This window comes from Streptomyces sp. NBC_00872 (assembly GCF_045161915.1).
Lineage (GTDB): Bacteria > Actinomycetota > Actinomycetes > Streptomycetales > Streptomycetaceae > Streptomyces.
In genome coordinates this window covers 5126603-5149062 of the sequence record NZ_CP108806.1, presented here as the reverse complement: position 1 = coordinate 5149062, position 22460 = coordinate 5126603, and the positions used below count along the sequence as shown (strand labels likewise).

Sequence of the window (22460 nt, the reverse complement as noted above, 5' to 3'; positions counted from 1 at the left end):
CCAGCGACCCGCCCGTCCCTTACTCCAGGTAGGTGCCGGCGAACGCGCCGTCGAAACCCATGGCGATCAGGCCCTGTTCGAGGCTGGGGTAGTGCGTCCTGTTCGGGATGGCGATCATGGCGTCGAAGTCGGCGCGGGTGATTTCGGGTTCGAGCCACTGGTTGGTGCAGCGGCAGCGGACCCAGACGTGGCAGCGCTGGTTGATGAGCAGCCAGTCGCGCCGGGCTCGGCAGGCCGAGCACCGGACGGGGATCCCCCGCAAGGACAGTTCCTGCGGGTGGTTGAGGCCGCGTGTGGCGCCGGGGCCGCTGGGCGGCCGGGTCTCGTACTGGAGCTGCCGCAGGGGGTCGCTTCCGGCCGGGGCTGCGGGCAGGACGGGGGTCGTCTCTGTGGTGTGGTCGGTCGTTCTGAGCACGGGCGTCCTTCTCCCGGTCGAGGGCCTTCTCTGCCATCCGTAACAGTCAGCGGAGCCGGTTGTCCAGAGGTTTCGCGTGCTCCGGCAGGCCGGTGGTGAGCCTGCCGGACTGCTGGTCAGCGGCGCGGCGGGCGGTTGTGCGGGTCCGGCGTGGCCGGGCGAGTCGGCGTCGGAGGTACGGTCCGTACGCCGGTCCTGTTGGCCGCAGGTTTGGTACGGCCGGTGTCGGCCTTCGGGTGGTGGGCGGTTTCGCCTGGGTGTGCGGGGAGGTGGGCGAGGCGGCGCAGTCGCCAGACCAGGACGTCGTTCACGTCCTCGGCGGTGTCCAGTTCGCGCATGTCGATAGCCTGCTGCAGGAGGGCGCGGGTGTCGTGGCCAGCCTGTTCGGCGTGGGCCAGGGTGGCGGCCAGGGCGTCAGTCTTCGTCCCGGTTCCGGCGTGTGTGGTGTTGTCGGGCAGGGCGGCCCGGATGGTGGCTTCGTGCCTGCGGCGTTCGGTTTCGGGCAGGGCGCGGCCCTGGGCGCGCAGGGTTCGCATGGGTGTGGTGGCGGCCTGGCGGTAGGCGGAGCGCAGGTGCTCGGCGGCCTGGTGGGAGGCGGCGGCCTGCTGGGCGTGTCCGCGGGCGGAGTGCCAGCGGACGACGGCGAGGGCGACGAGGACCAGGGTGGACAGCAGCATGGCGGTGGCGCCGCCGTCCTCGCCCCGGCCGAGTGCGCCGCCGGCCTGGATGATGCCCCGGGCCGCCGCGCGGATGGCCCGGGTGTCGGCGTGTTCGGCGCGGATATGACTGCGAGTGGCGCGCTCGAAGACGCGGGCAGCGGCGCCCAGTTCAGCGCGGGTGGCGGCCGGGGAGGTCTGTGCGAGGGCGTCGAGAAGTTCGCCGACGCCGACGAGCTGGGCGGCGGCTTCGTCCTCGTCGCTGTCCAGGACAATCGCGGCGCGCTCGGCGATCCCGGTGGCGGTACGCCGTTCCCGGGCGGGCAGTGACCACTCCGGCTCGGCGGCGCCGGTCTCCGGCGGCCCGGTCTTGGCGGGGGTTGCGCTGTCGAGGCGGCGCTGGATTCGGGGGAGGGAGAGGTCGGAGGCGAGGGTGGAGCCCGCGAACCACACCGGCTCGTTGCTGCCGTTACGGTCGCCAGGCAGCGCGACCGCGTAGCCGAGGACATCCCCGGAAGACCCTCGGGTGAGTTTGATCCGCAGGCCCTTCTCGCCGAGCCGGGTGAAGAACTCGTCTTCGGTGGCGGCTCCGGCTACGGCCTGGCGGACGGCTTCGCGGAGCGTCTCGCGCGGGGTCTCGGCCCGGCCGTGGCGCTCGGCTTTGAACCGCTCCTGACTGGTAGGGGCCTTGGCGGCGGTACCGTCCCCCGGGTTGAGCTGCCGCAGGCCGTAGTCCTTCTCTATACGGCGGGCCTCGGCCTGCGCCTTCCGCTTGTCGAATTCCAGCCCGGCCCGGCGGCCGTCCTGACGCACCAGGGTGGCGGCGATGTGGATGTGGTCCTGCGCGTGACGGACGGCGACCCAGCGGCAGGCGGTGGTGTCGCCCTCGGGTGCGATGCCGACGGCCCGGACGATGCGGCGAGCGACGGCTGCCCAGTCGGCATCATCGAGGTGGCGGTCGCCGGGGTCGGCGCGGACCGAGCAGTGCCAGATCGTGGTGGCCGGTGCGCGGTCGCCGAGGGCCTTGACGGACTGGTCGAGCTGGCCTGCGAGCTGGGCGATGGTGTGGTGCGGGTTACGTCCGGGGTCGGGGGCGTAGTCGTTCCAGGAGGCGACCAGGTGCTGGTCGGTGTGCTCGTCGCGTTTGCCGGGCCCGAACAGGTAGCGGATCAGACTGTACGTACCGCCCGCGCCGGTACGGATCTTGGGGATCACCGGCGTACCAGCCAGGCCACGGCATCATCGACACCGGCCAGCGCAGTATCGACATGGAGCAGGAGCTGGCGGAGGTCGCTGGCAGGCTGGCCGCCGGAGTTGAGGAAGTGCGCGACCTGATTGAGATTGTTGCCGACGGCAGCGAGCTGTCGGTTGGACTCCATCAGTTCCTGCACGCCGCGCCGGTAATCGGCAACCGCGGCAGTGGGGCTGGCACTGGTCGCGGCAGCGAGCGTGGCTGCGGCGGCATAGCCGCCGGGGGCAAGGTCGGCGGCGTCGGCCGCTTCCTGCACGGTGGTCCACTCGGCTTCGCTGAAGCGGGGGCAGACACGGTACGGACGCAAGGAGCTCTGACGCAGTCGGCGGCGGGGCGCGGCACGGACGGCAGCGGGCGGCAGGGGTTGCTTCTCCATCGACGGCACCCCTGGGCCGTCTTCCCGTTCGGCAGCGGACCCCCCTGGGTCCGCTGCCGGACGGGAAGCTCCCGCCCCCTTCGGGGCGGGAGCGGGGTAAGGACTCCTTACCCCACAACTTGCTCCGCCAGGAACCGACTTGGACTCACGCGAAGGTTCGGGGGCAGTGGCCGCCGGGTCGTTGGCGCTCACCAGCTCGTCTCCGCGTCCTGCTGGTGGACGTCGCGCAGGATGTCCTCGATCCAGTCCATGGCCAGAACCGGGTGGTGCAGGGTCCACGAGCCGCTGTGTGAATGGCGTTGCACGGTCCAGGTGTTGTCGGGGCCGGGGTCGGCGCGGTGGAGGTGGCCGCGCTGATGCAGGACGGTCAGCCAAGTGTCCACCTCGGCCGCTGTGGCGGGGGTCGTGCGCATGGCGGTGCTCTCCGGTTCGCTTCAGGAGGTCGTGGGGCGCGTGTCCGGTGGCGGGTGACCGGCCGAAAGGGTCCGGCTCGGTCACCCGCCCCCGTGGTGTCCGGTCAGTCCCGGGAGGTGACCGGCTGTCCGTACTGCTCGCGGAGCTGGACCATCAGGGCGGTCAGCGTGTCGCTGGACAGCGGGATCCGCTGACCCCGAATCGCCTGGGCGACCACCTTCCGGGTCAGCTTGTCCTCGGCTCTGACCGCCGACCGGGCGATCTCCAGCAGTTCCTCGGTATCCGGGTCAGGCCGTCGGTCACCGGCGATCGGGGCGTCCCGGTCAGTGAGCGGCGGTGGAGTGACCGGCCGGTCAGCGACCGGCGGGAGGCTGTCCCGCTGACCGGTGACCGGCTCGGTGCTGGTCGGCCGGTCACCGACCGGCGAGAAGGTATCCGGCTGTCCGACCAGGCCAGCGGCTTTGAGCCCCTGGCCGTGGGGACCGGTGTCCAGTCGTGTGCTGTCCGCCGGGGCGCTGTCCCCGACCTGTGTCCGAGTGACCGCGACGCGCTCGGCCTGACCAGAGTGACCGCGATGACCTCGGTCAGGGCGGTCACTCCGGTCACTGTCCTTGACCGGTCCCCGGGCGATGAGGATGTAGAGGTGGACAGCTCCGGCCAGAGCCAGTGGCGCAAGGGTGGACAGCACGGCGACCACCGTGTCGCCGAGGCGGAGCGCGTTGGCGAAGGCCGTCTGCTGGTTGAGGCGGACCGCGTGGAGGGCGTTGGCCCAGATGCTGGCGGTGGTGGCCGTGCCGAACAGGAACCATACGTACGCGCGGGCCCGCAACGGGGCGTTGCGCAGGACGAGCAGGGCTCGTACGCCGTAGGCGATGAACCCGTCGATCACCAGGGGGAAGAGGTAGGTCAGCGGGCCCCGGACGTGGATGGCGACGGCCATCTGCTGGAGGGCGTCGTACGACAGGGCACAGCCCGCCGCGCCCAGGGCCACGATGGCGGCACGGTCCCAGCCGGTGATGTGCGCCGGTATCGGCACTGCCGCGCTGCTCACGCCGCCGTCCCGAAGTCGTCCCGACTGGGGCGCTTGCCGTCGGCCTCGGGCGGCGGGGCGCTCTCCCGGCTCTGCTCCACCTCGCGGTTGCGCAGGGCGCGGCGGAGCTCGCGGTACTGCTTCTTGGCGTATTCCTCGGTGACCTTCAGGAGCCGGGCGAGGTGCTGTTCGGTGATGCCGTGTCGGTAGGCGGCGTGGATGACCGCCCGGCGTTCGGCGTGGGTGAGGTGGATGTCGCGTCCGGCGAGGGTGGCGTTGACCCGGCTGTAGTCGAGGCGGGCGGCGAGTTCCGCGTGCAGGGACGCGCGCTCCTCCTCGGTCATACCGCCCCGGATGCCGTGGGCATCGTTGTTCTCCAGGGCGGCGTCCAGGCAGGTGCGCTGGACCGGGCACTGGCGGCACAGCGTCTTCGCGGCGCGGATGCGGTCCATCTCGTCCGGCTCGGGGAAGAAGATCTCCGGGTCCACCAGGTGGTACTCCGTGCTCTGGCAGACGGCCTGGTCCTGCCAGGTCTGGTCGCCGAGCGAGCGGTGGCGGACCGGGCCGTTCGTCGTGGTGCTCATGCGGGGTTGCTCCGATCTCTCTCCGCGCGCAGGGGCGTCGGCGGAGGAGTGCATGGGTCGGGAGGTACTCGGGGTGCGCCGAGGGCGCACGGGGCAGGCGCGGCGGCGGCCTGCTGAGGTCAGGCGGCGGCGTGGAGGCGTCTGCGGTCGAGCCGCTCGAACTCGACCCGGGCAGTCATCTGCGCGAGCCGGGAGGCGACCCGGTCGCCGAGGTAGGCGCGCAGGTCCCCGATGCGCAGGTTGGTGGTGATCAGCGTGGGGAGCATGTGGTTGTACCGGCGGTTGACCAGCCGGTAGGTGATCTCCTCGGTCCAGTCGCTGGCCTTGGCCGCGCCGAGGTCGTCGAGGACAAGCAGCGAGCACCGGCTGACAACCGCCAGCTCCCGCTCACTGTCCACCCCGGGCCGGGGGCGAAGTTCCGCGTACAGGTCCGCGGCGGTGACCGCGCGCCACCGCACCCCGATGCCGGCCCCGGCGAGCGCGCGGACCGCCCCGTACGCCTGGTGGGTCTTGCCCGAACCGACCACCCCGGCCATCAGCAGGCTCGGCCCCGTGGCGACCTGACGCCGCGCGCCCAGGCTCGGGGCGACGGCCTGCCGGGCGACGTCGCGGACCCAGTTCAGGACCTGGGGGTGGTCGGCCACCGCACCCCGGTAGCGCGGGGGCATCCCCGCCGACAGGGCATCGAGTGCAGAGAACGGCTCGGCCTCGTCGGGCAGGGCGGCGACGGCTGCGGGGGTGATGTTCCGGGAGGCCAGGATGCGGGCCATCCGGTCCAGGGAGCCTCCGGCGCCGAGGGTCTGCGGGTCACGGGTACGGGTGCGCATCACAGCTCCTCGGCGTAGGCGGCGGCGTCGACCGGGTTGGTCCATGCCTGGTGAGCGGGCACGGTAGACCGCGATCCCGGCCGCGCAAAACCAGCGGCGGGGGCGTTCATGGCGTCGTTGACCAGGCTCGGCAGGCGAGACGGGTGGCCCTGGATCTCCGCGAAACGCTTCAGTCCGGCACGGATGTGCTCCGGGGCGATGCCCTCGCCGAGGAGCTTCTTGGCGATCCGCCCGAGGTGCCCGATCACGTCACCCGGAGGGCGCTCCTGACACGCGGCGATGTACTCGCCGACCAGTTCCTTCGCAGAGACGGTGGCGTCGGGCGCTGTGCGCCCCGTAGGCAAAGAAGATCCAGGATCCAAGATCCTAGATCCAGGCGCCGAGGCCTCCCCGACGTCTCGGGGAACCTTCGGGGAGGGCTCATCGAATGCCGTCTGACCTGCGGTTTTCTCGCCACTGTGGCCGGGGGTGCCGACAGGTCCGGCGGCGGCGCCCCATTGGGCAACCGTGGCCCCGCCTCGGGGGGCGGGAGGCGTCGGTGCGGGCCGCGCGGGCAGATCGAGGGCTCGGGGAGTGTTCGGCGAAGCCTCGGGGAGCCCTCGGGTAGAGATGAGCGAGGTCTCGCCGAGCCCACGGGAAGCCGTGGGCGACGCCGCCGTGTGCTTGGCGCAGGTGCCCTTGCAGGGGCCGCACCGGTCCTCCGCCTGGTGCTGCGGGCACGAGGGCAGCCGGGACTGGCTGGGCTTGTCGATCTTCTGGTGCTCGGACCAGGTCACGACGTGGAGGTAGCGGCGGCCGTCGCAGCCGGTGTAGCGGCAGACCAGTCCCGCGTTGGCGAGCTGCTGGAGGTCGTCCTCGACGTGCACCGAGGTGTGCTCGGCGCGAAGCGGCCAGAGCAGCCCGGCGATGATCGCCGCGTTGTCCCGGTGACGGCCGTGGTCATCAGCCTGGGTGAGCAGGCCGAAGAAGGTGCGCTCCGCCTCGACGCTCACCTCGGCGAGCGACTCGGAGAAGAACGCCTCCGGCTTGATCGTCCGTATCCGCGCCATCTCAGCGCCCCCGACGAGAAGCGGCGGCGGAATCGCTGCGGGTGAGGACCGCCGAGGCGAGGTCGAGGGTGTGGGGCCGGGTCCAGTCGGCATCCGGCCACACCCGCACAATCCAGCGCGCCGCGACCGTCGCCCTCGTGCGACTGAGTTCGATCGGCCGCCCCTCCGCGTCCCAGACCCGGGCGTGCGGATGAGGCCAGACCACCCCAGGGTCCCGCAGACTCACGCGGACGGTGGCCGCGCCCGGGATCATATCCGCGAGCTGAAGGGCGAGGCGGCGCCGACGGTCGGTGCTGTCCGGGCAGGCCGGGGTTCCGCTCGGTATGACGGACATGCAATACTCCGTGATTTGTAGGAGCGCGATGCGGCTGTCCTCGTGGAAAAGTCCAGCCGCCCGCGTGAGTTGTGAATCGGTGTTCCCTTGGGGCATCGGCCCGGCGCCCAGGAGTTGGTAGCTCCCGGGCGCCGGTCTCATTTCAGCCCCGACCTGGCGCAGTGCTGCTCCCGCGACTGGCAGCCGCGGGAGGCGGTAAGGCGTTCATCCCGGTCTCCCCCTCGTCGTTCGGTCAGAGCTGCGGCGGGCTGTCCGGCGAGCGACCAGCACCATATGCACACCCCCCGCGAAGATCCACCCCGTTCCCGATTACCGGTTGGATGCCGCAGGAACAGAGCGGATCACCGGCAAGCACGGCTTACCGAGACGGGGGCGGTCCAACGGGCGAAAATGGCCACGGCGGGCATGCGGGTGTACGCACGGGGCGCAAGGCATACACACGGCCACGCAAGTCGGGACGTTCGGCCCTTCGCGCGGGACAGTCGACATGCAAAAGTCCTTCAAAGCGACGCCGCTCCAGCGTGTCCCCCGAAAAGGGAAGCGATGTCGGCAGACGGTTTCCCGCCCTTGCCCGGGAGGGAACGCCATGCGCTGTTCGACGCCTGCGATGTGCAGCGCTCTGACGCCGTCGCTACTTTCCGGGCCCATCTCCCGCCCACACAGCATTCCTGGTACGTCCGACAGGCAAGGCACCTGACCGCCACCAGAAACGCATGCGGGTGCTGAGTCAAGTTCCAGAAATTGCCTGGATACCCCGATCGGTCTCACGCTCCCGCTCCCCCTCGCTGTGTGCTCAGGGAGGGCGGCGAACCGGTGGAGCGCGCCCGCCGCCGACCCCTCTACCGCTTGGCGCCTATCCCCATTCAATGTCGCCGAGAACGGCCTCTTGCGCGGGCGTCGGAAGGACGGTCGCGACGTCGGCGGGCCGGTCCTGGGCGGAATCTGCCTGTGCTGATGCCGCGCCGCCCAGAACCACCAGGGCAGTACCGGCTATGGCGACTGCAAAGAGCGTGAGTGAACGCTTGATCATCTTCCCTCGCTTGATACAGGGAGTCGTCCGCATGGCGTGGACCACTCATGTCGGCCTTCACCCGGGGGCTCCGAGGTTCGCGCTGCTCACCGGACCCACAAGTCCGCAAGCGTCCACCATCCGGAGACCGGCTGATTTTCACCAGACTGCATGGCCCAAAGCCTTCGCTCAAGCGTTCCATCGCCACACAATCTTGCATCTGGAAATTTTCCAGAGACAATAAGGTTATGGCGGACATACAGCCAGATAAGAGACCTAACCCGGCGCTGAGTCATGTCGCGCGGGCTCTCCTGCTCCGGCTGGTCAGCGGCGAACGGGTGCCCTTGCCCGAGCCGGGCATGGACGAGTTGGTTGGACTCGGCCTGGCACACAAGAACGCCATTCTCGGGGTCTACACCGCGAGTGACTTCCGGCACGCGGAGTTGACCTACACCGAGCGCGCCTACGACGACGTCATAGATGCGCTGCGCCGCGCCGGCCAGATGGCTCATCTGGTGCGCGAGTTCGAGACACTGCCCTCCGCGGCGGGCGGCGGGTTCGAGGTGATGTCCGTTCACCAGGATGTGACCGTGCAGACCACGAAAGCCCTGGACGGAGCAACGACCATCGTCCGCGCGGCTCATCCGCTGACCCGCCGTCAAGAAATCCTCGAACGCTCCATAGTTCATGATCTGGAGTCGCTGGAACGCGGAATCGAACGCCAGACCATCTATCTGGAAAGCGCCCGCCTACGCGCCGAAGAACGGGCCTACGCCGCAAAGTTTTCCGCTGCCGGCGGGCAGGTACGCACGGCACTACTCCCGTTTGAACGCATGATCATTGTCGATGACCGCGTAGCCTTCATATCCGACCACGCGGGCGATCCCGACAAGAAACCAGGCATCAAGATCACGCACCCCTCCTTGGTCGCGTTCCTTGTGCGTGTCTTTCACCAGCAGTGGGAGAACGCGACGCCCTGGATGGGTGAAGCCCCCGCCGTGCCTGCGGGAGTCACCACCCCGCGAACCCGGCGCATGCTCGACCGGATGGTCGAGGGCGTACCGCTGAAGAGCATCGCAAAGGAGCTGGACGTGAGCCTCTCCACGGTTCACGCCGACCTGAAGAGGATCTACTCAGTGCTTGTGATCAAGAGCCAGATGGCACTCGGCGCTTGGTGGCTGTCCGATGCCTCCGCAGCCGAACGGGCACAAGACCCCGGACAAGGTGAGCCCGATCTCCCCGAGTAGCAGCGAGCGGCACCCGGCCGGCAGGCCCCCGCCCTCGCCCCTGCAACCACCTGAGCCGCCCCCCACGGGCGGTGCCAAGAGCGCAGGGCGTCTTTGCCTCGCAGAAGCGGCCGGTTGATAGGGCTCACTGATTTCAAGGAGCCCCAACACAGTCGGCTTGAGCCGATGAGCACCCGCACCCGGGACCGAAGCCAGCGACCGGTTCCGCCTCACCCTCTGGTCGGCCACATCAGACGAGGAGAGCCCGAAGCAGATGCCCTACACACGCCGCAGCACACGCTGACCGCCGCATCCCCTGCCCGGGGGATGGACCAGGTCGAAGAACCAACGGCCGGTAATTGTGAGCACAGCACTCACTTGCCCCGGGGCCGGGGATAGTAAGTGGGGCCCCGGCGATGCCGGGGCCCCACGTGTCCTCGGATGATGCTCCCATAAATAGCGCCCGGCCAGCGGGGTGCTGATCCGTCGCTGGGTTTGGATCAGCGCCCACGACCGTTAAGGACGGCGGCGACGAGCTGACCATCGAGTAAAGCTGACGCATCATCGAGGTCACGGGCCGCCTGATCAAATGCTCAGATCGTTCCTTCGATTATGCAGTTGCGGAAGGCGCTCCACTCTTCGGCGGTGTAGCGCAGCACTGGGAGGTCCAGTCTCTTGGAGTCGCGCAGCGCGACTCCGCCAGAGACCCCTGTGAACTCCACGCAATTCTCGCCGCCGTTGCTGAAGGACGATTTGTGCCAGGTGGCGCCATACAAGTCGATGTCGTTCAGGTCGTCCTTGCGGGTGGGATTCACGTCCCGTTCCTTTCCATGATGTGCTTGATGATCTCTCGTGAGTCGTCCACGGAGAGCGCCGCAGCGACCACCCGCTCGAAGGCGGCCTCAAATACCTTCACGTCGTCGGTGCCCTCCACGAACTGGCCGCCCCGCAGATTTTCGAGGTTGACCACGGTTGGCCAGGGAGCCGGAAAACGCACGATCTCGAAGAGGCCCAGCATCCCGGGGTGCGGGGTGGCGATCAGCGGCATCACTTGGATGGTGATGTTGGGCAGGTCGGCCATGTCCAGCAGGTGCCGAAGCTGCTCACGCATCAGGAACGGCTGTGCCGCGAAGCGCTGATGGAGCGCAGCCTCGTGGATGAGAGCCCAGAGCTTCAGAGGGCTTCCGCCAGACCTGGTGGTGAGGATGGCCTGACGGGTCCTGCGAACCTCGGCGAGAGCGTTCACTTCCTCCGGGGTGCGGGTGATGGCGGTCGCGGCGATGATCTCGCGCGCATACGCACCAGTCTGGAGCAGGCCAGGGATCAGGTTCGGGGTGTAGATGTGTGTGCTCTCGGCGTCGGACTCCAGGGTGAGGTAGTCCTTGTAGATCTGGGCCACGACATCGCCGTACGTCTGCCACCAGCCCTGCTTGCCAGCGTCCCGAGCAAGATTTTCTAGTGCCGCGACGACGGTGGAGTCCGTGACTCCATACCTGACCAGGAGTCTGGCGACATCTCCCGGAGGCATACGTGCCTTTGCGTTTTCAATCCGAGACATCTTGCTCTCGGCCCAGCCCATCGCCTCGCCAGCAGCTTCCTGGCTCACGCCTGCTGCAGTGCGGTACTGGCGTAGGGCGTCACCGAGCCTACGTCTGCGGAGAGTTGGTACTGCTCGAACGTTTGGCATGGGTGCTTAATACCCCTCCAAGGTGCGCGAAGTGAGGGCCCAGGTGCAGTTTGACACCCTCACGGTTGCACAGTCGATAGAACGATGGTCGATGGTCATGCAAATCTCGGTTGCAAGGTTGCCAGTTGGACTTCCAAGAGGGCATTCTTCATGGCCTGAGCTTGCAACCGACCGCCGGTTCTTGGTGATCGATCCTTCACGCTCAGCTAAGGGCGGACGCGCCGGCACATCCGTCATGAGATACGGAGGACTGGGCATGACCACTGCGACAAGCCAAGTTGTCAGTACGACGCGGAGCTTCAGCGGCGGTGCGTCGGTCCTGTCCGGCACGATTCTCAGTGGCGTGGAACTCAACGTTGAGCGCGCCACCCAACCGGGGCAGAAGTTGGCCGAGAGGGACAAACCGTGGCCCGGCCGACTGCGGCTCCTTGGCCGCGCGCATCTCCGCCGTTGGGGTCTGAGCGACTTTGTGGGCATCGCGGACTTGTTACTCACCGAGCTGGTCACCAATGCCTTCCAGCATGGAGAGGGCAACGAGATCGGCGTCCGAATCCTCCGGACCAAGGAAACCATCGGGATTGAGGTGACTGATGGCTCGTCCTGTCATCCGATTGCCCGCCAAGTACTCCTATTAGAGGAGAGCGGTCGCGGCATCCATATTGTCGCCGAGATTGCCGACGCCTGGGGCGTGAGTGAAGACGGCACCTGCACCTGGTGTGTCATTCGTACGAGCAATGCGGAGTCGAAGCTGTGATTTCTGCACCCGTGCCTTTGATCCCTCTGGTGATGCGATTCTCAAAGGGTGCCGATGTTGGCGTGCCGACTATTGAGCGTGTTCTTGACGCACTCCGATCCCGGCCGCTCCGGGCCCAAATTCTGCACGGAATTTTCGAGGGCCCCGAAGCTCTTCGCGGGAAGCAGTCGCTGTACCTGCGGCCCTTGGGCAGCGACTACGAGTGGGAAGCTCGTGCCTGCGACCTAATCCCGCTCCCCGAGGAAGAGACGATCTCCACCACTACGGCTGAGAGCCAGTAATGAGTGCCACGGTGATCGCTGTGCACCGCGCCGGGGAGATTAGGCCGCGCGAAGTTGAACGGTGGACGCCCCCGCTGAACGCGGAAGCTCTGCGGCAGTTCCTGACCAGGGTTCGGAACTGGGAACCGCTCGATTGGGACGCGGTCTTCGAGGACCTCGCCGCCGTCCTAGACAATCACGCGCCCAAGGCAAGCGAGGTCGAGGAACTCGCCGAGCGACTACGCGGCAGCCTCATGCGGTTCGTCACTATCGCCCTGGCCGGCCACGCGGACGAGAAGGACGAGAACGTACAGGCGCTGATCGAGCGGGCTCACAGCCTGCCCGAAGCACTCCCCTGCGACTACTGGCAGGCGGTCGGACACCTCCGCCAACTGGGGTGGGTCACCAACGAACTGCTGGAGCGACTGTCCGCGATCAAACACATTAGGGCCGGCGCATGACGACAGCCACCAGGACACCTCCCCTCGTCGGCGCATTGCATGTGCACGTGATGCCCCCGTGGGAGGCGTACGACTACGAGTTCGTCCGCGACCGGTTGGCAGATCCGCGTCTTGCGGCAGCCGGTGTCGCGATCCAGGTTCACCGGGCCCCGCTCCTGGTGGTGCCGGTCGGCGGGCGCCGCCGGGGTACTTCTCGACGCGGCGGCTACGTGATCACCGAGCAGCAGCTCGTCGCCGAGGCCGTGTGTGACGTACTGGTGGAGCTGGGTCGCCCGGACTTTCCCGGACTTCGGATTCGGCAGGCTTCCGGGCCCAAGCCTCCCGGCCCGTGCTGGGTCGTGGAGTGGGGCGACCCAGCGCCGGACGGCGATCCGTCTGCGCGAGCGCGGTTTTACGGCTATTCCGCGGATGCCATTGCGGCTGGTCGATTCTCGCTGCCGCCTCCACCTGCTGCCTCACAACCTGACCCGCCGAGCGGCGCACCGCTCCGGGCCGACGCGGTGATGCGCCCCGCGTCGGCCCGGTTGACCACATAGCCGCTTGTCCGGCTCCGACCGGAACTGACCTCAGACAGGAGGATTCATGAAGCACACCGTGGAAACTGACCGCGCGTCGATGCGTGAAAAGCTTGCCGACCCTGCGCTCCTGGACTTGGCGTTCGCCGTGCCCGTGGGTGAGGCGGACGGCAAGATGCGGTACCGGCTCGCCGTGCCGGTCGGCGGCTCGCGCCGGGCAGGATTTCTCACCGTCGCGAACGATACCGAGGCGAAGGCGACGCTGGCCGCGCTGGCCGGCAGGCAGGGATTCCCCTCCGTACGGTTGCGCGGGACCGTAACCGCTCATGGCGCGCGTCGAACGGTCGTCTGGGGAGATGACTTTCCCCGCGGTGACGCCGTGACTCGTTGGAAACACCTTGGCTATTCCGACGAGGCGATCGTCCGATACGAACAGCAAGCCCTGAAGGACCTGTAAGGATAGCAGATGTCTCGTCCACCGCAGGACTGATTGCAGCGGACAAGACGCATCTGCTGACCCTCCTGTTTGCTGTCACGTCCACCCCCATAGGGGTAGTGACTGGTCTGGCCGGCACCGCGGCCAGCCCTCTCCCTCCCTTAGGTGTGAGCCAACGCAACCTGCCGAGCGGCAGGAATTGCAGCGAGCACCTTCGGGAGGGATACCCCAACCACGAGGATTCCCATGCAGCCAAAGCCGGTGGACACGTCACCGTCAGTCCATGCCTTGCTCGGCGCAGAACTCAAGTACCATCGCGAAAAGGAAGGAATGTCGCAGGGCGAGGTGGGGAAACAGCTTTCACTTACTGGCGCGTTCATCGGAATGCTGGAGGCGGGTACGCGCAAGATACGGCCCGAAATCGCGCTCAGGATTGATGAGATCTTCGACACCGGAGGGTTTTTCTTCCGGCACTGTGACGCGCTGAAAAAACTACGACAGCCGGACCAAAGCGTTGAAGCAGCCAAGGCCGAACGGACCGCGATACGCATCCAAGAGTATGCCCCGCAGGTCATACCGGGAATATTGCGGACAAAGGCGTACGCGCAAGCGGTCCTCCATTCCGGCCTCCCAACAGCAGCCGAGGACGCGATCAAAGACCTGCTCACGCCACTGCTCGAACGCATAAAGATGCTCCAAGACGCAACAGGGCCCGCAGTGTGGACGGTACTTGACGAGGCTGTCCTACAGCGGATGATCGGCGGCCCTGCGGTGATGGCCGATGCACTGCGTCAGATCGCCACGCTGATGCGTCGGCGCCGAATCATCGCACAGGTACTGCCGTTGGCTGCCGGCGGACACCCGGCAATTGAAGGTGCACTGAAACTGATGACCTTCTCGGATGCACCGACACTCGCCTATCTGAAATGCTTCGCGTCCGGCCGGCTGGTTGACGATCCGGAAACAGTGGCGCAATATCAATTCGCATACAGCCTTATTGGGGCGAGTTCACTGTCACCGCCCGACTCCTTGGACCTGATCGAGTCCATGGCCGAGTATTACGACCTGAAAAGCAGGCGCACGCACAATCCGAGCCCCGTCCTCCTGCATAAATTCGAGCACATCGGACAACAGAACAGAATTTTTCTGTAATGGAGACGCCAGCTCCTGGAAGCTCGCTCCTCGACTTCTATCTCCTGTCCGCTCAGGCGCGCGTCCGGAGCCGGAAAACACTGCACACCACTACGAAAGGAAAACTGGGATGAAGACCTCGCATGCTGTTCTCGTCGCTGCTGCGGTCGGAGTCGTAAGGCTCGTGCAGTCCGAGAGGCAGAACCGTCGGCGGCTCGCTCTGCACGCAGAGGAGATGCACCAGGCGTGGATCTCCGAGGAGGCCACGAACCCCGAGTTGCAAGCGGCCTGGATGTCCCCCGGCGGAGAGCCGCCGACCCAGGAGCATACGAACCTGCTGCACGCCAACCGGCTGATCTCCTTCCTGTCCGTGAAGTTCCGCGCAGGCCTGCTCGACAGGCATGCGCTGCGGGTCCAGGCGCGCTGGCTGATGGAACGCGAAGTCGCCCGGACGTACTGGAAGAAGTTCGGCGGCTTCCGCAAGGACGAAGCGATGGACCGCACCGACCACACGTTCAACTCGGTCCTCGACGAGGAGTACGGCGCCATCACCGACGACACGGAGCCTGTCGCCGCCTAGGACAGGGGTCCCCTTCCGGTCGTGTGAACCGATGCGCCCGTGCGCGGAGGCCCTCGGCAGAGGAGGCGGCGCCCCGGCCGCGCCCTGAGTGGGGCAAGCGGCCGGGCCGCTCAACTGTCGGCCCGTTGTCGGCGATCGGGTCATCGGCAAGAAGCACAGCCGGATCTCGGCCCGACTTCTCTCACATCGAAGAAACAGCGGCCTGAAGTTGCCTTGGCCGCGCGCACTGGCCGCACAGACCATTGCGCACTTACGTCATGCTCCGCTCACCGCTGGAGGAACGATGGCATTGCCCACCATCGACACTGATCGGGAGAACCCGCACACGCTGCTGCGCAGCTTCTACACCGTCCCGCGGGTCGGACAGGAGAGGCTGAGCGACGGAGGCGGCCCCTTCGGCTTCGACATCACCACCGCCCTTCAAGTCGACTTCTTGATCGGCGCCTACGCGTGCGATGGTGTCGTGGAGACTGGCTGCTTTCTGGGCGACACCACCGACTACCTGTCTCGCATGTACGCGGACCTCCCGGTGCGTACCTGTGACATCGATCCGCGCAGTGCCGGCTTCACTCGCCAGAGGCTGCGCCGCCGGGACAACGTAGAGGTCTACCAGGGTGATTCGGGTGACCTCATGCCGACGCTCCTCGCAGGTCTGGAACGGCCTCTCGTCTACCTGGACGCGCATTGGAACACTCGGTGGCCGCTCCAGGATGAACTGATTGCTGTCGGCACGGGCATTGTTGCCGTGGACGACTTCAACATCGGGCATCCGTCATTCGGTTACGACCACTACGACGGTGTGGACTGCGGGCCGGAGCTGATCGCTCAAGCCCTCCCGGATATCGACGAGTTGTTCGTCGGCAACCCGTATGCCGGCTACCCGCTGCCCTGTCTCCAAACCGGGCGCCGCTCCGGCACTGGATATGTGGCGAGATCCCTGGCACCGACGGCAATGGCCCGCTCGCAGATGTTTCACCGAGTGCCGGTTCGTCCGAATGTGATGATGCCGCCCTGGGACATCCATGAGGGCGATCTCCGGCGCGGCCCCGTACCGAACGGGGCTTCCGCGTGACCGGCCGGACCGCGCGACTCGAACTCCTTCATAGGGTTCCTTTCGTTCACGACGACTTCGCCGTGGCGCAGCTTGCAGCCGCGGTCATCGCCGTACGCCAGCAGCACGGGCAGGAGATGAACCTCACCGGTCTTCCGGCAGCGGATGACTTCACCGGCTGGCTCACGCCCGAAGTCGCCGTGAGGACCCGGCCCCAGGCTTCCCCAGTCCCCTCGCGGCCCATCACCCCAGTCCGAACCCGCAGCATCCTTAAGGCCGCAGCGCAGTTGGCCGGCCTGGTGCCAGCGTGGCGGCCTCTGCTCAGTCTTCCAGTGACCTACCGGCTGCTTGAAGTCTCCGACCGGTCTTTGTCCGCGTCCACCTACCTGTGGCCGCAGCACATCCTCCTCTCAGACGCTGCGTTCGACAGCCAGCAGGCCCTGGCTGAACTTCTGCTGCACGAGCAGTGCCACCAGTGGCTGTATCTCATCGAGGAGCTGTGGCCGCTGGACCTGCCGGATGCGCGCCGCGTCGCGCTGCCGTCCGGCACGCCCAACCGTGCTCCCCGCGAGATCATCGGCGCCGCGCACGTCGCTGCCGCGACTGTCCGCATGTACCGCGCAGCTGGACCGAACGGCACGGGGGCTACCGAGCGCATCGCGTTCTTCGCCGAATACGGCCGCGGCTGCATCACCTTGCTCGACGGCCTGGACAGCGAACTGACAGACACCGGGAGCGCTGTCGCCCGCCATCTTCAGGAGGCTCTATGACGAATGTTGCCCCGAAGGCGACGACGTTCCTTACCTGGCCCACGCCGTTCTATCAGGCGGATCTAGCGGCCATGGACGGGCCCGGTCTGGGACCCGAGACCATCACTGAGATGAACAACCAGTTGCGCACCCTGATCCTCGACGCGGAGAAGAATCAGACGGAGTACACCTTCGGAGTGATCGGGGCGCAGAAGTCCAGCCTCGACATCCTGCGCTGGAACCACCCCGCTGTGGACTGGCTGCGGGGCCGCATCCTCTCCGCGATCCGCGACCTCACCCGTGACTGCCTCTCGGACAAGGAGGACCTGGCTGCCACCGTCTTCGAGAAGTCGGAGATCGTGGCGGAGGGCTGGGCTGTCGTGTACCACGAGGGCGGCAGCCATCGGCAGCACACCCATCACGACTCGGTGTTCTCCGGCACCTACTACATCGAGACCGGCGGTGTCGGTCCCGAAGCGGGTCTCCTCCAGCTCCTCGATCCGCGTCCCGCCGCAGTCGCCCGTCAGGCCAGCCCCGGCGTCTACGCCGTCCAGCCCCGGCCCGGCATCCTCGTCGGCTTCCCCTCATGGCTTCCCCACTCGGTGAAGGCCACCCTTCACGGGGACGGCACCCGTATCTGCATCGCGTGGAATGCCGGCCTCAAGACGACGGAGGCCCTGTCGTGAGCACCCTCATCACACCCGGCCCGAAGACGGTCACCCGCCTTTGGGAAACCGCCTGCGCAGTCCGCACGATTGATCTGCGAGGTATAGTCCGCGACCCTGCAATCAGCCCCGCCGAAGGGGCAGAGCGCGAAATCGTCTCCCTCGATGGGCTCCTCGCAGAGCCCGAGGCACTCCGAATCCAGTTCCTGGACGCGGTGATGAGCCTTCAGGAGTACGGGCGCGACGGTGGGCTCGCCGCTTTCGCCCTCGCACCGAGCACATCGAGCATCCACCTGACCGCCGAAGTGTGGCGCACCGGATACGAGGTGCCACAACAGTCCTCGCCCGAGGACCTGATCGGCTGGTGCTTCATCAGCGCGACGACACCGCGCCACAAGGACTCCGGGTCCGTGGCCGTCCTCGACCCCCGTGCGGGGAGCGAGGGGACCGCGATGCCTGGGTTGCCCTGGGGACGGGAGTTCACGTTCCGCCCCGTCCCCGGGCTGCTGGCGGTCGTACCGGGCTGGCTCACCAGCACGGTACGACCGCTGGAAGACGGCCAGACAGCCGTCGTGGTGATCGCACACGTGACCACCTGAACCACACATCAGTCGCACGAGAAGGAGAACCGGCATGAGCCAGACCACCACCGCCACCGCTCCGGAGACCGTGGAGCCGAAACCGCTGAGCCTCGACGCCACCGGCCTCGGCGTGACCGCCGACGACGTCGACGCCTACACCGAACTGGCCGTCATCGGCATCGTCGGCGCCGGCGCCAACAACTGCGGCGCCGTCCAGGACAACGCCGCCCTGCGACCGGAGACCACGGTCAGCCTGAAGCCCGCAGTCGCCTGACCCCACAGCGGGGAGGTCAGTAACTCCTCGCGCCCCGGCGGGCTGCGGCCTGCCGGGGCACCTCCTCCACTCGATCCCGGCTGACTGCGATAGCAATGAAGCAGGGACAGCAGACACCGTCACCACTTAACGCGCGCCGACGGGTCCAGGCCCGTCGGCGCGCGCCTAGGTTCACAGATCTCCGCGCCGCCAGCGCTCTTGTTCCTCATCCAACTGGGCCATATTGACTTCGCGGTGCCGTACGAACTCCACCCATGCGGCGACGAGCGCTCCGAAGACCTCTACGTTGGAGAAACCGATCTGGTTGTCCACGGCGAACAGGGCGAGGAGTTCATCGGCGGTCGGCTCGCCGTGGTCGCATGCCGGGCAGAGCACCGCCTCACGGATACCGTCCACATCCTCACCGCGGGCGTTCTTCCAGGAGTGCGGGAAACTCGCCCGGAGCAGCGTCTCGCCACCGCACAGCGAACAAGTGGGCGGGTCGTCGAGCTGGAGAACGATCTCTTCCTGATCGCTCACGCCACTCCCATCCACGCGTCCGGCCCGAAGGTGCCCTTGATGTCGGAAGCAACCGAGGTCGGGTCGACGAGGAAGCCCAGCTCATACACGACGGTTTTGACGGGTGTCTGGACACGCAGCCGTACGGGGCTCTCGCCCTTGTGGGCTGAAAGAATGCGCTTCAGTTCGGTCACCGCAGGCGGATTGATCTTGTGTGCGAGGAAGGAAAGCTGCACGGGCGGCCGGCCACCGTGTTCGGCGGAGGTCACGTCCAGGACCTGAATCTCCTGGCCGTAGATGTTGACGACCCCGTCCCTCTCGTTGAGCCTTCCCTCAACGCTGACCACGCTGTCCGCGATAAGAGCGTGCTGGACGAGGTTGTACACGGCCGGGAAGAACAGGATCTCCATCGCGCCGTCCCGGTCCGCGAGATTGATGATGGCCCAGGCATTGCCCTGTTTGGTCATACGACGCTCAACATCGGTGATGAGGCCGGACAGTTTGACGGTGCCTTCCATTCGGCCCGAGCCGAGGAGTTCGCTGATGGTGGTATCCCGGTGGCGGGAGAGGATGTGCTCGGTCCCGTCCAGCGGATGCGCCGAAACGTAGAGCCCGAGCATTTCGCGTTCTGTAGCCAGGAGTTGCTTGCGGGGCCACTCGTCCTCACCGATGGCGAAGTCGAGACCGAATGCCGGCGCGTCGTTGCTGTCCCCGCCGAGTCCCGCGAACAGGTCGTCCTGACCGAACGAGGCAGCCTTCTTCACGGGAATGATCGCGTCGATGGCCTCCTCATGCGCGGCGGACAAGCCTTTGCGGCTGTGCTGAAGTGAGTCGAAGGCCCCGGCCTTGATCAGGGACTCCACGGCCCGCTTGTTCAGAGCAGCGATGTCGGCTTTATCGAGGAAGTCCGGGAAGGACGAGTACTTGCCCTTGGACTTGCGCGAGGCGACCAGGGACTCGATCACGCCTTCGCCGACGTTGCGCACCGATCGCAGACCGAACCGTACGTCGTCACCGATAGCGGTGAAGTCGGCCACGGACTCGTTGATATCCGGCTGGAGCACCTGGACACCCAGCTTGCGGGCATCGGCCAGATAGACGGCCGCCTTGTCCTTGTCGTCACCCACCGAGGTGAGCAGCGCGGCCATGTACTCGGCAGGGAAATTGGCCTTCAGGTACGCGGTCCAGTAGGAGACGAGCCCGTATCCGGCTGTGTGTGACTTGTTGAACGCGTAGCCGGAGAAGGGGAGCATGACGTCCCACAGGGCCTTGATGGATTCCTCGGAGTAGCCGTTGTCCTTCATTCCGCCGTGGAACTTCTCCCACTCGGCGGCCAGGACCTCGGGCTTCTTCTTGCCCATGGCGCGGCGGAGCAGGTCTGCGCCACCGAGGCTGTAGCCGGCCAGTTCCCGGGCGATGGCCATGATCTGCTCTTGGTAGACCAGCAGGTGAAATGTCGTGCCGAGGATCGGTTCCAGCGCCGATTCGAGTTCCGGGTGGATGGGCTCGATGGCCTGACGGCCGGTCTTCCGGTGCGCGTAGTTGGTGTGCGCGTTGGCGGCCATCGGGCCAGGCCGGTACAGGGCGAGCGCCGCCGCGATGTCCTCGAACCGGGTCGGTTCCATCAGCTTCAGCAGGGTGCGCATACCGCCGCCGTCAAGCTGGAACACCCCGAAGGTGTCACCGCGCGCCAGCAACTGGAAGGTGGTGGCATCGTCCAGCGGGATGGGTTGGGAACCGTCCTGCGGGACGGCGTCTGTCGTGATGTTGATCCCGCGGTTCTCGCGGACGTTCTGGATCGCCTGGTCGATGACGCCCAGGTTCCGCAGCCCCAGGAAGTCCATCTTGACCAGCCCCATGTCCTCACAACTGGGGTAGTCGAAACCGGTGATCTTGACGCCGTCCTTGGCGCGCATATGGAGCGGGATCCGGTCAGTGAGCTTCGTCTTCGACAGGATGACCGCAGCGGCGTGCACGCCGGTGTTGCGGATCAGGCCCTCGACACCCTTCGCCCCGTCAATGACCTTCTTGACGTCCGGCTCGTTCTCGTACAGGGCCCGGATCTCGCCGGCCTCCCCGTAACGGGGATGGTTCTCGTCGAAGATCCCGCTGATCGGGATGCTCTTGCCCATCACATCGCCGGGCAGCGCCTTCGTGATCCGCTCACCGTGCGAGAAGGGGTAGCCGAGAAGCCGCGACGTGTCCTTCATCGCGTTCTTGGCCTTGAGCTTGCCGAACGTGTTCACCATGGCGGTGTACTCGTCGCCGTACTTCTCCACGACGTAACGCACCATGGCGTCGCGCTGGCGGTCGTCGAAGTCGAGGTCGACGTCGGGGGGGTTGATGCGCTCGGGGTTCAGGAACCGTTCGAAGAGGAGGCCGTGCTCAAGCGGGCACAGCTCGGTGATGCGCGTGGCGTAGGCAACGATCGAACCGGTCGCCGAGCCACGGCCGGGGCCGACGGGGATCTTGTTCTCGCGTGCGTGCCGACAGATATCGGCGACGACGAGGAAGTAAGAGCTGAAGCCCATCGGGCCGATGACCGTCATCTCGGTCTCGAACCGCTCCAGTACATGCTCAGGGATCGGAGAGCCGTACCGCATCTCCAGTCCCTTGAGGACGTCCTTGCGCAGCCAGGACTCCTGGGTCTCTCCCTCAGGCACGTCCGGGTACTGCGGCATCTCGTCTTCGTGTTTGAAGACCTCTTCGTACGACTCGATACGCTCGGCGATCAGCAGCGTGTTGTCGCACGCCTCCGGCAGCTCGGAGAACAGTTCCCGCATCTGGGCAGCGGTCTTGAGGTAGTAGCCGCTGCCGTTGAACCGGAAGCGGTTCGGGTCGTCCTTGTTCTTGCCCACGCCGATGCACAGCAGGTTGTCGTGCGCATCCGCGTGCTCTTCGAGCACATAGTGCGCGTCGTTCGTGGCCAGAAGCGGGATACCGAGATCCTTCGCCAGCCGCAGCAGGCCACCGCGGACATTGCGCTCCAGGTCCAGGCCGTGGTCCATCAGTTCCAGGAAGTAATTCTCCTTGCCGAAGATCTCCTGGTAGGTCCCTGCGACCTCTCTGGCCTCGTCGTACTGGTTCAGACGCAGCCGGGTCTGGATCGCACCCGATGGACAGCCGGTCGTCGCGATGATCCCTTTGGCGTGCTCGGAGATCAGCTCCATGTCCATGCGCGGCTTGCCCGCCGGGAACTGCCCCGTGTACGACGCCTCGGTGGACATGTAGAAGAGGTTCCGCAGCCCTTCGACGTTCTGTGCCCACATCGTCATATGGGTGAAACGGCCGCCACCGGAGACGTCCTTCGAGCCCTCACCGTCATCCGACATGGCCCGCACGCCGCCGGGCCCCCAAAACTCCTGCTTGCGATTGCGTCGCGAGGACGGCGCGACGTACGCCTCGATCCCGATGATCGGCTTCACACCGTCGAACTTCTTGGCCACCTGCTGGAACTCGTACGCACCGAACATGTTGCCGTGGTCGCTCATGGCGATCGCCGGCATCTCCTGACGCGCGACCTCAGCGAACATCGGCGCAAGCCTCTGCGCACCGTCAAGCATCGAGTATTCGGTGTGGTTATGCAGGTGAACAAAACTGTCAGCCACCGGGAAGGCACCTCCGAGGCGAGTCGTGGGAAGCGCCC

At 66.7% G+C, this 22460-nt stretch carries 25 protein-coding genes; 12 read left to right on the top strand and 13 right to left on the bottom strand.

What is annotated here, in order from left to right; translation table 11 throughout:
* Positions 1-19: 19 nt before the first annotated feature.
* The 9 genes from OG214_RS22095 to OG214_RS22055 form a co-directional block, all read right to left on the bottom strand.
* Complete coding sequence (locus OG214_RS22095; RefSeq protein ID WP_405985709.1) at positions 20-415, bottom strand: hypothetical protein; 396 nt, start codon at positions 413-415, stop codon at positions 20-22.
* A gap of 116 nt (positions 416-531) precedes the next feature.
* Entirely contained in the window at positions 532-2286 is a 1755-nt protein-coding gene (locus OG214_RS22090; RefSeq protein ID WP_405985708.1) for a relaxase/mobilization nuclease domain-containing protein, read from the bottom strand.
* A complete protein-coding gene (mobC, locus tag OG214_RS22085; protein ID WP_363080158.1) occupies positions 2283-2699 on the bottom strand; it encodes a plasmid mobilization relaxosome protein MobC in 417 nt (138 codons plus the stop codon). Before mobC ends, OG214_RS22090 begins: the two co-directional genes overlap by 4 nt.
* 188 nt (positions 2700-2887) lie before the next feature.
* Positions 2888-3112, bottom strand: coding sequence for a hypothetical protein (locus OG214_RS22080; RefSeq protein ID WP_363080159.1), 225 nt, complete (start codon positions 3110-3112; stop codon positions 2888-2890).
* Positions 3113-3216: 104 nt separating this feature from the next.
* Positions 3217-4164: a DUF2637 domain-containing protein gene (locus OG214_RS22075; RefSeq protein WP_363080160.1), complete on the bottom strand. Its 948-nt coding sequence runs from the start codon at positions 4162-4164 to the stop codon at positions 3217-3219.
* Positions 4161-4727, bottom strand: coding sequence for a WhiB family transcriptional regulator (locus OG214_RS22070; protein WP_363080161.1), 567 nt, complete (start codon positions 4725-4727; stop codon positions 4161-4163). The genes OG214_RS22075 and OG214_RS22070 overlap by 4 nt, the downstream gene beginning before the upstream one ends.
* 119 nt (positions 4728-4846) lie before the next feature.
* Positions 4847-5554, bottom strand: coding sequence for an ATP-binding protein (locus OG214_RS22065; RefSeq protein ID WP_363080162.1), 708 nt, complete (start codon positions 5552-5554; stop codon positions 4847-4849).
* Entirely contained in the window at positions 5554-6603 is a 1050-nt protein-coding gene (locus OG214_RS22060) for a hypothetical protein (protein ID WP_405985707.1), read from the bottom strand. The genes OG214_RS22065 and OG214_RS22060 overlap by 1 nt, the downstream gene beginning before the upstream one ends.
* A gap of 1 nt (position 6604) precedes the next feature.
* The gene (locus tag OG214_RS22055) at positions 6605-6937 is read right to left on the bottom strand and encodes a transcriptional regulator (RefSeq protein WP_405985706.1); all 333 of its coding nucleotides are present in this window, start codon (positions 6935-6937) and stop codon (positions 6605-6607) included.
* Positions 6938-8194: 1257 nt separating this feature from the next.
* Between OG214_RS22055 and OG214_RS22050 the strand changes: the two genes are divergently transcribed.
* Positions 8195-9193, top strand: a complete 999-nt coding sequence (locus OG214_RS22050; protein WP_405985705.1) for a LuxR C-terminal-related transcriptional regulator — start codon at positions 8195-8197, stop codon at positions 9191-9193.
* A gap of 572 nt (positions 9194-9765) precedes the next feature.
* Here the strand turns inward: OG214_RS22050 and OG214_RS22045 are convergent.
* Both OG214_RS22045 and OG214_RS22040 read right to left on the bottom strand, forming a co-directional pair.
* Entirely contained in the window at positions 9766-9987 is a 222-nt protein-coding gene (locus OG214_RS22045) for a DUF397 domain-containing protein (RefSeq protein ID WP_363080166.1), read from the bottom strand.
* Positions 9984-10859 (bottom strand): helix-turn-helix domain-containing protein, encoded by an 876-nt coding sequence (locus OG214_RS22040; protein ID WP_405985704.1) that lies wholly within the window; start codon positions 10857-10859, stop codon positions 9984-9986. The genes OG214_RS22045 and OG214_RS22040 overlap by 4 nt, the downstream gene beginning before the upstream one ends.
* 256 nt (positions 10860-11115) lie before the next feature.
* Between OG214_RS22040 and OG214_RS22035 the strand changes: the two genes are divergently transcribed.
* The 11 genes from OG214_RS22035 (at position 11116) to OG214_RS21985 (ending at position 18316) form a co-directional block, all read left to right on the top strand.
* Positions 11116-11613: an ATP-binding protein gene (locus tag OG214_RS22035; protein ID WP_405985703.1), complete on the top strand. Its 498-nt coding sequence runs from the start codon at positions 11116-11118 to the stop codon at positions 11611-11613.
* A gap of 292 nt (positions 11614-11905) precedes the next feature.
* A complete protein-coding gene (locus tag OG214_RS22030) occupies positions 11906-12334 on the top strand; it encodes a DUF6415 family natural product biosynthesis protein (protein WP_405985702.1) in 429 nt (142 codons plus the stop codon).
* A complete protein-coding gene (locus tag OG214_RS22025) occupies positions 12331-12870 on the top strand; it encodes a DUF6302 family protein (protein ID WP_405985701.1) in 540 nt (179 codons plus the stop codon). Before OG214_RS22030 ends, OG214_RS22025 begins: the two co-directional genes overlap by 4 nt.
* A 46-nt stretch (positions 12871-12916) precedes the next feature.
* Complete coding sequence (locus OG214_RS22020) at positions 12917-13306, top strand: DUF6302 family protein (protein ID WP_363080170.1); 390 nt, start codon at positions 12917-12919, stop codon at positions 13304-13306.
* 225 nt (positions 13307-13531) lie between these two features.
* Positions 13532-14437: a Scr1 family TA system antitoxin-like transcriptional regulator gene (locus tag OG214_RS22015; RefSeq protein ID WP_405985700.1), complete on the top strand. Its 906-nt coding sequence runs from the start codon at positions 13532-13534 to the stop codon at positions 14435-14437.
* A 109-nt stretch (positions 14438-14546) separates the two neighbouring features.
* Positions 14547-14996, top strand: coding sequence for a DUF6082 family protein (locus OG214_RS22010; protein WP_363080172.1), 450 nt, complete (start codon positions 14547-14549; stop codon positions 14994-14996).
* Between the two features lie 283 nt (positions 14997-15279).
* The gene (locus tag OG214_RS22005; protein WP_363080173.1) at positions 15280-16068 is read left to right on the top strand and encodes a hypothetical protein; all 789 of its coding nucleotides are present in this window, start codon (positions 15280-15282) and stop codon (positions 16066-16068) included.
* 62 nt (positions 16069-16130) lie between these two features.
* Positions 16131-16817 carry an aKG-HExxH-type peptide beta-hydroxylase gene (locus tag OG214_RS22000; protein WP_405985699.1) on the top strand — a complete coding sequence of 229 codons (687 nt, stop codon included), beginning with the start codon at positions 16131-16133 and terminating at the stop codon, positions 16815-16817.
* Positions 16814-17482 carry a putative 2OG-Fe(II) oxygenase gene (locus tag OG214_RS21995; RefSeq protein ID WP_363080175.1) on the top strand — a complete coding sequence of 223 codons (669 nt, stop codon included), beginning with the start codon at positions 16814-16816 and terminating at the stop codon, positions 17480-17482. The genes OG214_RS22000 and OG214_RS21995 overlap by 4 nt, the downstream gene beginning before the upstream one ends.
* Positions 17483-17679: 197 nt before the next feature.
* The gene (locus tag OG214_RS21990) at positions 17680-18060 is read left to right on the top strand and encodes a hypothetical protein (protein ID WP_363080176.1); all 381 of its coding nucleotides are present in this window, start codon (positions 17680-17682) and stop codon (positions 18058-18060) included.
* 34 nt (positions 18061-18094) lie between these two features.
* Positions 18095-18316 carry a hypothetical protein gene (locus tag OG214_RS21985; protein WP_363080177.1) on the top strand — a complete coding sequence of 74 codons (222 nt, stop codon included), beginning with the start codon at positions 18095-18097 and terminating at the stop codon, positions 18314-18316.
* Between the two features lie 171 nt (positions 18317-18487).
* On the opposite strand, the gene OG214_RS21980 is transcribed toward OG214_RS21985, so the two are convergent.
* Positions 18488-18835, bottom strand: coding sequence for a DUF6300 family protein (locus tag OG214_RS21980; protein ID WP_363081264.1), 348 nt, complete (start codon positions 18833-18835; stop codon positions 18488-18490).
* Complete coding sequence (gene dnaE, locus OG214_RS21975; RefSeq protein WP_363081265.1) at positions 18832-22422, bottom strand: DNA polymerase III subunit alpha; 3591 nt, start codon at positions 22420-22422, stop codon at positions 18832-18834. Before dnaE ends, OG214_RS21980 begins: the two co-directional genes overlap by 4 nt.
* Positions 22423-22460 lie beyond the last annotated feature (38 nt).